This window comes from Collinsella aerofaciens (genome assembly GCF_009876115.1).
Taxonomy (GTDB): domain Bacteria; phylum Actinomycetota; class Coriobacteriia; order Coriobacteriales; family Coriobacteriaceae; genus Collinsella; species Collinsella aerofaciens_N.
The window spans coordinates 1-12,208 of sequence record NZ_WWSY01000016.1; the positions used below are offsets into that span (position 1 = coordinate 1).

Annotated in this window: 12 protein-coding genes; 1 reads left to right on the plus strand and 11 read right to left on the minus strand. The window is 59.2% G+C overall.

The annotated features are described in order from the left end of the window. Positions 1-268 precede the first annotated feature (268 nt). The 9 genes from GT571_RS07960 to GT571_RS08000 all read right to left on the minus strand — a co-directional run bounded on the left by GT571_RS07960 (position 269) and on the right by GT571_RS08000 (position 9,559). The gene (locus GT571_RS07960) at positions 269-988 is read right to left on the minus strand and encodes a GntR family transcriptional regulator (protein ID WP_161156514.1); all 720 of its coding nucleotides are present in this window, start codon (positions 986-988) and stop codon (positions 269-271) included. 219 nt (positions 989-1,207) lie between these two features. After that, on the minus strand, positions 1,208-2,215 hold the full coding sequence (locus GT571_RS07965; RefSeq protein WP_161156515.1) for a YitT family protein: 1,008 nt from the start codon (positions 2,213-2,215) through the stop codon (positions 1,208-1,210). 353 nt (positions 2,216-2,568) lie between these two features. After that, on the minus strand, positions 2,569-3,198 hold the full coding sequence (locus GT571_RS07970) for an HAD family hydrolase (protein ID WP_161156517.1): 630 nt from the start codon (positions 3,196-3,198) through the stop codon (positions 2,569-2,571). An 86-nt stretch (positions 3,199-3,284) separates the two neighbouring features. Continuing rightward, the gene (locus GT571_RS07975; protein WP_240136296.1) at positions 3,285-4,268 is read right to left on the minus strand and encodes an SIS domain-containing protein; all 984 of its coding nucleotides are present in this window, start codon (positions 4,266-4,268) and stop codon (positions 3,285-3,287) included. A 200-nt stretch (positions 4,269-4,468) separates the two neighbouring features. Then, entirely contained in the window at positions 4,469-5,302 is an 834-nt protein-coding gene (locus tag GT571_RS07980; protein WP_035136780.1) for a PTS system mannose/fructose/sorbose family transporter subunit IID, read from the minus strand. A gap of 13 nt (positions 5,303-5,315) precedes the next feature. Next, the gene (locus GT571_RS07985) at positions 5,316-6,110 is read right to left on the minus strand and encodes a PTS mannose/fructose/sorbose/N-acetylgalactosamine transporter subunit IIC (protein WP_006235136.1); all 795 of its coding nucleotides are present in this window, start codon (positions 6,108-6,110) and stop codon (positions 5,316-5,318) included. Positions 6,111-6,146: 36 nt separating this feature from the next. Continuing rightward, entirely contained in the window at positions 6,147-7,070 is a 924-nt protein-coding gene (locus GT571_RS07990) for a PTS sugar transporter subunit IIAB (protein WP_117848822.1), read from the minus strand. Between the two features lie 182 nt (positions 7,071-7,252). Continuing rightward, positions 7,253-8,335, minus strand: coding sequence for a DMT family transporter (locus GT571_RS07995; RefSeq protein WP_161156521.1), 1,083 nt, complete (start codon positions 8,333-8,335; stop codon positions 7,253-7,255). 231 nt (positions 8,336-8,566) lie between these two features. Further along, positions 8,567-9,559 carry an SIS domain-containing protein gene (locus GT571_RS08000; RefSeq protein ID WP_161156523.1) on the minus strand — a complete coding sequence of 331 codons (993 nt, stop codon included), beginning with the start codon at positions 9,557-9,559 and terminating at the stop codon, positions 8,567-8,569. Between the two features lie 205 nt (positions 9,560-9,764). On the opposite strand from GT571_RS08000, the gene GT571_RS08005 reads away from it, so the two are divergent. Next, the gene (locus tag GT571_RS08005; RefSeq protein WP_161156525.1) at positions 9,765-10,487 is read left to right on the plus strand and encodes a GntR family transcriptional regulator; all 723 of its coding nucleotides are present in this window, start codon (positions 9,765-9,767) and stop codon (positions 10,485-10,487) included. A gap of 21 nt (positions 10,488-10,508) precedes the next feature. Here GT571_RS08005 and GT571_RS08010 read toward each other — a convergent pair whose 3' ends face one another. After that, positions 10,509-11,090, minus strand: a complete 582-nt coding sequence (locus GT571_RS08010) for a GNAT family N-acetyltransferase (RefSeq protein ID WP_161156556.1) — start codon at positions 11,088-11,090, stop codon at positions 10,509-10,511. 86 nt (positions 11,091-11,176) lie between these two features. Continuing rightward, entirely contained in the window at positions 11,177-12,202 is a 1,026-nt protein-coding gene (locus GT571_RS08015; protein ID WP_161156527.1) for a threonine aldolase family protein, read from the minus strand. Positions 12,203-12,208: the final 6 nt, after the last annotated feature.

Here is a 12,208-nt window from a genome sequence, read left to right on the forward strand (position 1 = left end):
CAGGCCCCGCCGACCGATTGCAAGCGGTCGGCGGGGCCATTGTGGCTCTTGACAGCGGATTGGGTCATATGAGCGAAAACCCGCCAGGGCGAGCAAGGTGCCTTGAAACGAGGCGGCATTGACCTTCTGGTCATGCCGCCGAAGTTGAAAGGCAGATTGCCGCTCTGACGGGTTTGCAGCGTCAAGCCGTTACGCGGTTTGGTAAAACCGCGTAACCAAAGGCGCAGCGTCGACCGGTCCGCCGTTCGTCAGAACGGCGGAACCAACCCTACATGACCATAACGTAGCGCGATCCCACGTAGTACTGCTTACCCATCAGGACCGGCTCGCCATTGGGGCCGATAAAGCCGGCACGCAGATTGAGCAGTGGATCGTGCAGAGCAATGCCCAACTCGGCCGCCTGCTCGGCGTTAGCGCGAACGGCCTCGACCGTGCGGTAGCCAACCGAGACAATCGGCGTTCCGCCAACACGCTCGACCTCGGCAAAAATGGACTTGTCCTCAAGATCGGCCGTCAACAGCTCGCGGTAGGCGTCAAACGGCACAAAGATGTTCTCCTCAAAGATGGGCTCGCCGTCGGCCGTACGCACGCGTTTGATATGCAGCAGCAGCGCATCCTTCTGCAAGCCAAAGAACTCCATCTCGTTTTGACGCGCCGGAACGATCTGGCGATCGACCACATGTGCGCCCGCCTTCATGCCATTGTCGGCACACAGCGCGGTAAACGTCTGCAGCGTCGAGGCGTGGAACTGGCGGTTGATGTGCGGCGTGGAGACAAAGGTGCCGCGGCCCTGCTGCTTAACCAGGTAGCCATCGGAGCACAGTTCCTCGACGGCACGGCGCACCGTAATACGGCTCACCTCGTACTGTTCGGCAAGCTCAAGTTCGGACGGAATACGCTCCTTGGGTGCATAAACACCTTTCTCAATCGCATCCTTGATCTCGTCGTAAATCTGCTGGTAAAGCGGTGCATTTTTGGTCGCGGGCATATCTGATCACTCCTATCAAAATATCGAAATTACTAATACGTATATAACGTCTAGCTCTATGTTACATCATAACGATAAAACGATACACCCTGCCTACCAAAAAGCGACAGGTCTATTTTGGTAGGTTTTATCTGGTCAAACGAGAGCCCCTCGAAAGCAACGGGGCTTTCGGGGGGCTCATTCGAATGGGCTGCGCTTGACCGGCAAAAAGCCAAAACCCTACTTGCCGTCGTCCTGCTGCAAGATGTCCTGCTCGCTAAGGCGCGCCTGACGACTCGCTATGCGCGCGGGCTTGTCGGGATCGGGAACGGCTGTGGGCATGGGCTCGTCGACATGGCCGCCCCACCATCCGCCCACAAAGTTGAGCGTGTGGAACACATTGATCACGGCGCCGGGATCAATGTCGCACACTAGCTTGATAATGTCCTGACTCTCGTAGGTCGAGACAACGGCGTGCAGCAGATACATCTTTTCGCGGCTGTATCCGCCAATGACCTCGGCGCAGCTAATGCCATGCTGAAAATGGTCAACATAGGCTGTCATGACCTCGTCTGCCTTGCGTGTCGTGATCTGCAGCGTCACACGGTCGTAGCGTCGGTAGAAACTGTCGATGGTCTTGGTCGAAATAAACTGGAACACGATGGAGTACGCCGCATTGTCCCAGCCAAACATAAAACCAAAGATCGCCAGGATAAAGCAGTTGAAACCAAAAATGACGCCCCAGATGGTCTTGCCCGTGTGGTTGGAAACCCACAGCGCGATAAAGTCGGTGCCGCCGGTAGATGCGCCGGACTTGAGCGCGATGGCAGCGCCCAGACCCGAGACCACGCCACCAAAAATGATGAGCATGATCTTGTCGCCCAAAAACGGGGCGAAATGAAAGATGTTGAGGAACAGCGATGAGAGCACAACTTGCATCATAGAGAAGATGACGAAGCGCTTGCTAATGCCGCTCCAGCATAGGAGCGCCACGGGGATGTTGAGCGCGAGCATACCGAGCGAGATGTCGATGTGAACGCCGCCGAGCGAGGTAACGCGATCGAGCAGGACCGCGACGCCGGTAAGACCGCTCGGAAGCAGGTCGGCGGGCCGAATGAACGCCTGGATCAGGAATGTCTGGAGAACGGCGGAAATTGTGACCGCCACGGCGGTAATAGCGCGGCGAACGATGGTGAGGCGGCCGAGCACGAGCACTCGGTCCGTGAGCTGATCGATGGCGTTCGCCACGTTAGCTCCTTTCGAAGGCAGATCTAGTTGTGGGGCATGCCGGCGATTGTAGCATGGAGCGAGCGGGGGCGCTTCAATTCACCCTCTCTCGACAACCAAACAGGACCGGCAACCCCACAGCCAAAGGCCCAAATTCCAAGTGAGTAGGCTTTTCGCGATCTGCCGAGCACACCCAAAACAGCCACCTCTGTGACCTGCGGTTTTACAAAGGAAGATATGCATTGTGCTCGGCCTGCGCCAAAAAGTCTACTCACTTAGCCCGAATCGAAGCTAAACGGATCCAAATTGATGACAAATTAAGCCAATCCGCAGCAAATGACGCGTAAACCAGTGCTTCTCGCGGCGGGTTGACACTACAAAGCGGCCAAAATGTCGGTCAGATTGTCGATAACAGCATCGGCTCCCGATTGGTCGAGGTTGACGCCCTCGTGCGGACGCAATGCCAGGACGCGGGCGCCGGAGCGCTTGCCGGCCTCGATGCCCAAAGGCGAGTCCTCGATAACCAGGCACTCGGCAGGCTTCACCCCCAGCGCCTCCATGGCACGCAGGTAGATCTCGGGGTCGGGCTTAAACGCACTGCACTCGTGACCGCTGATGGTGTAGTCCAGCACGTCGGCGATGCCGGCGATATCCACCAGCTCGTCAATCAGCTCACGATAGGACGAGCTCGCGATGGCACACTTCACGCCGCGCTCGTGCAGCTCACGCATCACCGGCTCCGTCTGCTCGTTGAGCAGCTCGGCATACGGAACGGGGTGGTCCGGGCTGTAGACCTGCTTGTACTCCACGCGCAGGCGCTCGCGCAGCTCAATATCGTCGGGCACCAGCGCCTCCCAAATGGCAGGCTCGTTAGACCCCGAAAGATCGGGGATCTCGTCAAAGTGAAAGCCCTTCTCTTCCATAAACGCCACGCGACGACGGTTGTAGAACCACTCGGTATCGACCAGCACGCCGTCCATGTCAAACAGCACTGCCTTGATCATACGTATCTCCTTTCGATAGCAAAAAAGGGGACGGGGCGCAAACCCCATCCCCTCTCAATCAACCCGTAAGGTCTACTTACTTGTGATTAGTAGGAAAGCTTCCACATGTAGCGACGCATGGTCAGCGGGTGCTGACGGGCCTCGGCGATCTGGTTGCCGTACTCGCGCATAACGGCGAGGTGCAGCAGCGGGTTGAAGTAGGTGACGACGCTCGCGGGCACGGCGTCGGCCAGGCCGTAGTCCTTGGAGTCGATCAGAGCGACCTTGGCGCCCATGCGCTCAAGGAAGGTGAGGGCGCGGGCGTCCATCGGACGGGTAGCGCCGTCGGACATGAAGAAGACGTAGGGCTTACCCTCGGTGGAAACCTCGAACGGGCCGTGGAAGTACTCGCCGGTGTTGTAGGCGGCGGCGTCGATCCACTGCATCTCGGTGAACAGGAAGGCGGCGTGAGAATAAGCCATCTTCTCGGAGGCACCGGAGGCCATGAAGTAGATCATCTCGTCGTCCTTGAAGTCCTCGGCGAACTTCTTGGCGAGCTTCTTGCAGTGCTGAGCGGCGTTCTCGCAGAGGTCGAAGACGTTGGTGAGGCCGGTGATCATGTCCTCGTAGTGGTCATAGCCCTCGGTCTGCTGAAGGATCTCGAGAGCAAGAGCGATGGCATAGCCGGGCTTCTCGCACTTGGCTGCGTAGTTGGCGTGGAAGCCGTGAACGATGACGTGGTCGGCGTCGACGGTCAGAGCGGAGCCAGCCTTGTTGGTGAGGGAGACGACCGGGCAGTTGTGCTTCTTGGCGGTCTTGTTGGCCTCGACGGTCTCGGGCGTGGAGCCACCGAGGGAGCAGGTGATCACGAAGGTGTGCTCGTTGACCCAGGAGGGCGTGTCGTAGTTGAACTCGTTAGCGGTGAAGATCTGAACGTTCAGCTTGTCCGTGTTGTTGGCCAGGAAATACTTGGCAGGGTAAAGGTCGGACATAGAGGCACCGCAGCCGACGAAGGCGACGCTGTGGATCTCGTGGTTGGACAGGACGTCAGCGACGATCTGCTTAGGGAGGTTAAGGTCGATCTCGTACATCTGACACATTCCTTTCGATTTTTTGCGGCGCCACATTGCCGGGCGCTCGCAGGGTTACCGTGATTTGGACCGAGTCGCCGGCCCGTTGAGGATGTGTCAAAGGAACTGTCCCTTTGACACATTTTGGGGATGGGAGCCTGCCTGGGGTATGGGATGTCAGGCAGGCCCCCGGGGGAAAGCGGTTAGACGCTTGGTCGCGACTAGGCCAGGATGCCGGCCGCGGAGAGGGCGATGCCGCCCACGATGGCGATCACGAGAAGCCAACCGGTGTTGACGTTCTTCTTGATGAGCCAGTACATAAGGCCGGTGAGGCCGAGGGAGATCATCTGAGGCATCATGCCGTCCAGGATGTCCTGGATCACGACGGTGCCCTCAGCGAACTGCAGCGGGGTGGTGGCGCCGATCAGCGTAGCGATCATGCCGCCCACGGACATAAGACCCACGATGCCGCAGACATACATGAGCTTCTCCATGAGGTCGCCGCCCTGAAGCTTGCTCAGGTACTCGTGGCCGCCCTGATAGCCCATCTTGGCTGCGAACCAAGTGATCAGCACAGAGGGGACGATGGAGATGAGCATGGCCAGGATCGGGCCCATGATGGAGCCCTGCTGAGCCAACTGAACGCCCAGACCAAAGGCGATAACGCGGATGGTGCCCTGGAAGAAGGAGTCACCGATGCCGGAAAGCGGACCCATGAGGGAGGTCTTGACCGCGTTGATCGAATCGGGATCGAAGTTCTCGGGATCCTTGGCGTACTCCTCCTCCATGGAGGCGGAGAGGCCCAGGATGAAAGCGCTCGTCTGCGGGGTGCAGTTGTAGAACGCCATGTGACGGTGGTAAGCCTCTTTCTTAGCAGCGAGCTGCTTGGGATCGGACTCATCCGGATAGAGGCGATCGAGCGTGGGAACCATGCCGTAGAGGAAGCCCATGTTCATCTGACGCTCGTAGTTCCAAGAGGCCTGGATGGCCCAGGAGCGCCAGAAGAACTGGCTGACCTTCTTGTTCAGGGACACGTCCTTGGTTGCGGTTGCCATAGTGTGTTCCTCCTTAGTCTTCGTCGTCTTCGAGCGGATCGTAGTCGGAATCGACACCGGCGGCTGCATGGGAACCGTTGAACTTGAAGCCCATGAAGACGACAGCCAGGCACACACCGATCAGAGCGACCGCGATGACGGACAGGTTGAGGTAAGCGGCGAGCAGGAAACCGATGAACAGGAACGGAGTCATACCCTTCTTGATCATCATGGTGAGCAGCAGGGCCAAGCCGTAGGCGGTCATGATCTTGGTCGAAACGTTAAGACCAGTGGACAGCCACTCGGGAACCATGTTGACGATGGCCTGAACCAGGTCGGTGCCAACAAAGACGGCGAGGAAGATCGGCAGGAAGTACATGACGGCGTACAGACCGGAGCCGGCGCAGATGTGCATACGGTAGGCGGTCTTGAACTTTCCGTTATCGATCGCGCTATCTGCCACATGCGTGAGGGCGGCGATGATGGAACGGAACACGATGCCGAGGAGCTGACCCAGGACGGCGACCGGGATGGCGATCGTCATGGCGGTCTCGGCAGAAGCATCGGTCAGGCACGCAAAGGCAGCGGCCACGATGCCGCCCAGGACCATATCGGGCGGAACGGCGGCGCCGACCTGCACCAGGCCCATGGACACGAGCTCGACGGCGGCACCGACGGCAAGGCCGGTGGGCACATCGCCCAGCAGCAGACCGACGAGCGTAGCGCCAACGAGGGGCTGCTCGAAGTTAAGACGACCGAGCAGGCGGGAGTCCCACATGCAGAACACGCCGACGAGGCCGACGAGCACCGCACTGATGAACGTATTCATACCCTTCTCCTTTCAGTCAGGCAAAAGCCTGGTTGATTACAGCTTGGCGTCGATGTCGACGCTCTGATACGTAGGGGTCTGCTGGACGTAGAGCTTGATGCCCATGTCGAGCAGCTGGTTGACGTCGGCCTTCTGGGTGGCGTCGAGGAAGACGGAGCTGTCCTTGCCGCCGACCTGATCGGCACCGTCGTGGTTGGCGGTGGCGCCCAGGTTGATGGCGTCGAGCTTGTAGCCCTGGCAGAACTGCAGCATCTCGGCCGTGTTGCCAAAGACGAACATGACACGCTCACCGAGGGTGTTGAGCTTGTCCATCTTGGCGAGGGCACGCTCGACGGTGAAGACGTTCAGGCGCACGCCCTGGGGCTTGGCCAGCTTAAGAGCGCCCTTCTTGATGTCATCGTTGGCGGCAGCGTTGTCGACGACGATGATGCGCTCGGCCTGGACCTTGGTGGTCCAGGTAAAGACGACCTGGCCGTGCAGCAGACGGTAGTCAAGACGTGCGAGGACGATCTTGGCGGGACCGGAGCTGTGACGGGACGCCTTGGCCTTCTTGGCGGGAGCCGCGGCAGCCTCGACCGGTGCGTTGGGGTTGGTCAGACCGGTGCGGGCCTCGTTGATGAGGGCCGCGAGCTCGGCGCCCTTGACGGGGACGGGGCTCATAGCGAGCGTGAGCGCCAGCGGGATGTTGAAACCGCTGACAACCGTGAACTTCGTGCCGTTCTTGGAAAGCTCGACCATGCTGTTGTTGACCGAGCTGCCGAGCATATCGGTCAGCACATAGACGGTGTCGTCCGCGTTGAACGTGGCGATCATGGCGTCCACCTTATTGGTGATGGGCTCCTTGTCGTCACGAGCAAGCGACACGACGTGGACGTTCGACACGTCGCCGAGAACCATCTCGAGCGTGTCTTTGGCGCCTGCGGCCAGGCCGCCATGAGATGCGAGAATGATCTGATTCATCTTGCCTCCTCCTTTTCGTTATGGTCATTATAACGTCTTATACGTTGCTTATATTGCTAATTAGTATAAAGACCGTTCGCGGGTGAAAATCGACCGTTGACGGGTTTAACGTACTCGAAACGTTGGTGCAGGGCAGATCGACGCTGGCTGGATAACCCCAGATCAGACGCCTCGCCAATCCCCTATCGCACGAAGTACCAGGGGCTTTCCTGCACGGTGGGCTCCAGCGCGATGCCCGTGCGCTCGCGGAACAGATCCATGTCCTGCGATTTCTCCGTCCACCACGCGTTGGGCTTAAAGGTCATGCTCTCAACGATATGGCCGACAAAGGCACTGTTGCGCAGCTTGGAAAAATTGGTGTTCATAATCAGGATGGACGCGAGCACCAGCACGATGCCCAGGACCTTGATCGCGCCGGCGGGCTCGGCGTAGATGCCAATACCGACCAGAACGGTCGCCACGGTTTCGAACGAAGCCACGACCGGCACCTTCGATGTCTCAAGATCCATCGAAAGGCCCTGCATATAGAAGATGTACGCAAGAGCCGTCGGAATAAAGCCAAAGCCTACGAACAGCAGAATGAGTTGCGGGGACATTGCCGCGGCTACATCGGACCACGGAGCCGAAAGCACCGCCATAAAGCATCCGCCAAAAACAAAGCCCCAAAACGTCACCGCCAGCGGATGCAGTGTCTTGGTGGCCATGCGGCTAAACACAGCCAGCAACGCGCCGCAAAGTCCGGCGATCACACCCGACGCGACGCCCCAAGCCGAGAAATGGAAACCAGACAGGTCGCCGCTCGTCACCGCGAGCACGCAACCCACAATGTTAAAGACGATGGCGACGAGCTTGTTGGGGGTCACGTCCTCGCGATAAAGCACGCGGCCAAGCGCGACGCCAAACACCGGCGAGGTGTAGAGCAGCACCGAGGCCGTGGACATGCCCACCTCGCCCATGCACTCGTAATAGCAGGTGTTGGCGACGGCTAAACCGACGATACCGACAAGCGCGCAGGGAACAAGCTCTTTAGGACTTGCCTTGAACAGAGCCAGGGGACCCGAGGCTTTTCCCTCACGAGCACCTCCCTGGCAACCCATAAATGCCAAGACCGGAGCCATTAAGACGGCACCCGACAACAGGCGAAAGGCCGCCATACTCTGAGACGAAACACCCAGGGCCGATATTCCGTTAACAAAGATTCCGATGGTGCCCCACATAAGCGCGGCGATCAGCACCAGCACATAGCCCAGATTGCTTTTCTTCAACGCAGCCTCCTCGGTATCGTTTCCAATATGTTTCGTACTACGTTATAGTCGTTATATACATTTTTCAAGACACAAATCGGCGAGCGGAAAAGTGATCCGTTTTCCTCCGTCCCCAGCGGATTACTTGGCGGTTGCGGTGAAATAGTTCCTAAATAGAGGCTTCAAGCCCCCAAACAGGAACTATTCCACCGCAACTTATGAGGACATCGAGCTGTTAGGCCGCTCTATCCCCTAGTAGTCCAGCTTCCACATGTAGCGGCGCGTCATGTAGTCCTTGTGGGTGACGGCAGAGAGCGCACGCATGTGCACGTTGTTGAGGATCGGCGCAAAGATCAGGTGGTTGAAGTATTCGCTCACGCTGTCCTTGATGTCGTTGAGGCCGAGCTCCTTGGCGTCGAGCTGATAGACGCGCTCGCCACCGTACTGGTTGACGAAGCGGATGCCGCGCTCATCGTTGCAGCGACTGCGGCCGACGCTGATGAGCTGGAACAGCGAGGTGCGCTTGTCCAGAATCTCGAAGGGGCCGTGGAAGAAGTCGCAAGTGTTGATGGTGCAGGAATCGATCTGCAGCATCTCCTGCACGTTGCAGATGCTAAAGACGTAGGCGGCACCAAAGAGCGGGCCCTGGGCCATGACGTTGATGCAGGGCTTGTCGGCATTCTGCTCGGCCCACTTGGCAGCGAGCGGACGGGTGTACTCGAAGGCCTTGCGGTAGATGGGATCGACCAAGTCGAAGGCGGCCATGGCGGTCTCGTACTCGGCATAGCCCTCGGTCTGCTGTGTGAGCTCCATGGCGATCATGGTCACGACGGCGGAGTTGGTGCGGCCCATGCAGGACTCGTCGATGGCAAGGCTGTCGTACTGGATCTTGTAATCGCAGACCTCGGTGAGGCCGGACTCGTCAACATAGATGGCGATGGTGCTGGCGCCGTGGTCCTTGGCGACCTGGGCGGCGACGATGGTCTCCTTGGTGCCGCGCATGGACACGACGACAGCCAGGGTGTTCTCGTTGACGTAGGCCGGGGTGGCGTGCACGAACTCGTTGCTGGTGTAGCTGGAGCTCGCGACCTGCGTGGCCTCGTGCTCCATAAAGTACTGGGCAGGATAGTTGCCGCCGTTGGATCCGCCGGCGCCAATCCACACGACGCGCTTGATGCCGCCCTTGTCTGCCTTGTCAGCCAAAACCTGGGAGACGACGTCTTTAACCTGTTCCTGAGTAGTCATCGTGCATCAGCCTTTCTTCTCGTTTGATGCTGTCGATGGCATACAAGTTACATACATGTTTTGGCGATGTCGACTAGTTGTATGCTATATTTGTCTTAGAAATTTTGCTGGTAAAGTTTTCGGCAATCCATTACCAGCGGTTTTGTTGTCATGTTGGATACATGCTTGGTTCAGTAAGCATACAAGTTAGATACAGGTTGTTCGCATGAGCACTTCGTCAAAAAGGAACTTGGCCCAATACGAGCGTCTGGCGAGTACGCTGCGTGACCGCATCGCCGCCGGCACCTACGCACGCGGAGACAAGCTGCCGTCCGAGATGGAACTCATGGGCGAATCGGGGCTTTCGCGCAGCACCGTGCGCCACGCGCTTAAGGTGTTAGTTGACGAGGGCCTGATTCGTACCGAGCGCGGGCGCGGCGCCTTTGTGGCCGAAACGCCAGCGCTCCACGAGAACAACCTGGTGTTTTCGAGCTACACGGCACAGGTCCAGGGTCAGGGCATGAAGCCCACCACGCGCACCGTGGACTCGGGCTTTGCCAAGGCGGCCGGCAGCATAGCCAAGTTCTTTGACGCCGCCGTGGGCAGCAAGCTCGTCAAACTTGTCCGCCTGCGCTATCTGGACGATGCGCCGCTGTGTCTGGAGACCACCTATCTGCCGCCGAGCTTTGGGTCGCTCATCGATCGCGACATCAACGGATCGCTCTACGCCACGCTGCGCCAGGAGTTCCATCGTGCGCCGGCACAGGGGCACAAGACCTTTGAGGTATGCTATGCATCGCAAAACGAGGCGTTTTTGCTCAACGTCGAGCGCGGGCAGGCACTGATCCTTATCACCGACTACGTCTACGACACCGACGGCCGCCCGCTCCATGTCTCCAAACGCATCCAACGCACCGACCGCGCCAAATACACCGAGCCCATCGGCTAACCTGCCAAAATAAACCTGTCCCTAAATGGTAGGTTTGAGAAGGTCGGGGAACCAGGTTGGTTTGGGTTGGTTAGGGACGCGCTCGGCTAGGATCAGCTCCATCCAGCACATGTCGTACCAGCGACCGAACTTTTGGGCGCAGCGGTCGAAGGCTCCCACCAGGCGATATCCCATATGGGCATGGAAATCCTGGCTGTTGTGCGTCAGGTACTCGTCGTCCTTGTCGTGCGGCACGGCGATGAGCGCGCACATGTTGGTGATGCCCATCGCGACCAGGCACTGCTTGAGCGCGTCGTGCAACCTGCGACCCAGTCCGCCGTGGCGCACGTCGCGCGCCAGGTAGATCGATGTCTCGACCGACCAGTCGTACGCCTCGCGGCTGTTGAGCGGACTCACATAGGCATAGCCTACCGGGCGCCCGTCCAGCTCCATCACCAGATACGGATAGCGCTTGAGCGTACGCTCGATGCGCCCGGCGAACTCCTCAACGCTCGGCACCTCGTATTCGCAGGTAATCGCCGTCTGGCGCACATATGGCTCATAGATGGCAAGCAGCGCTGGCGCATCATCGGGCGTCGCCAGGCGAATCGTCGGCTCGGACATCTCGGTCACACAACCCCTCTCCCTCAAAAGCAAAGGCCGCCCTGCGCCAAACCCAAGCGCAAGGCGGCCCTCGTCATTGCATCAAGCTACAGGACAGCCGCCAGCGCGTCGATGTCCTCCTGCGTCGTGGCCCAGCTGGTGCAAAAGCGCACCACCGTGTGGGTCTCGTCGTACTTTTCCCAGTACTCGATCGAGGCATGCTCGCGAATGCGGGCCATATCCTCGTTGGGCAGAATCACGAACTGTTGGTTCGTAGGCGTCTCCAAGAAGAACTCGTAGCCGCGCTCATGCAGCACGCGGCGCAGCGCCTGAGCCGTCTCAATCGCCTGGCGCCCGATCTCAAAATACAGGCCATTGGTAAAGAGCGCCTCAAACTGCACGCCCGTCAGGCGGCCCTTGGCCAACAGCGCGCCGTGCTGCTTAATACGCGGAATGGGATGCGCCGGGGCGTGCATGCCGCAGAACACCACAGCCTCGCCGCAGAGCGCGCCGCACTTGGTGCCGCCAATGTAGAATACGTCGCACAGCTGCGCCAGCTCGGGCAGGGTAATGTCGCACTCATCGGCCGCCAGCGCATAGGCCAGGCGGGCACCATCCACAAACAGCGGAATCTCGTGCTTCTGGCACACCGCATAAATTTCGGTCAGCTCGGCCTTGGAGTACAGCGTGCCGTACTCGGTCGATAGGCTCACGTACACGGCGCCCGGAAACACCATGTGCTCGCAGCTCTCATTTTCGTAGAACACCTGGATATAGTTCTCGAGGTCCTCGGCGTGCATCTTGCCCTCGTAGCCGGGGATAGTGAGCACCTTGTGGCCGCCAAACTCGATGGCGCCCGCCTCGTGGCAGGCAACGTGGCCGGTCTCGGCGGCAACCACGCCCTCGTACGGCGCGAGCAGCATGTCAATCACCGTCGCGTTGGTCTGCGTGCCGCCCACCAGCAAAAACACGTCGGCATCGGGAGCCTGACAGGCCTCGCGGATAAGCTGCTTGGCACGCTCGGTATGTGCATCGGTGCCGTAGCCGGGCTGCGGTTCCATATTGGTGTCGACGAGCGCTTGCAGCACCGCCGGATGTGCACCGTGGGAATAGTCATTGTTGAACGCGAGCATGGCAAT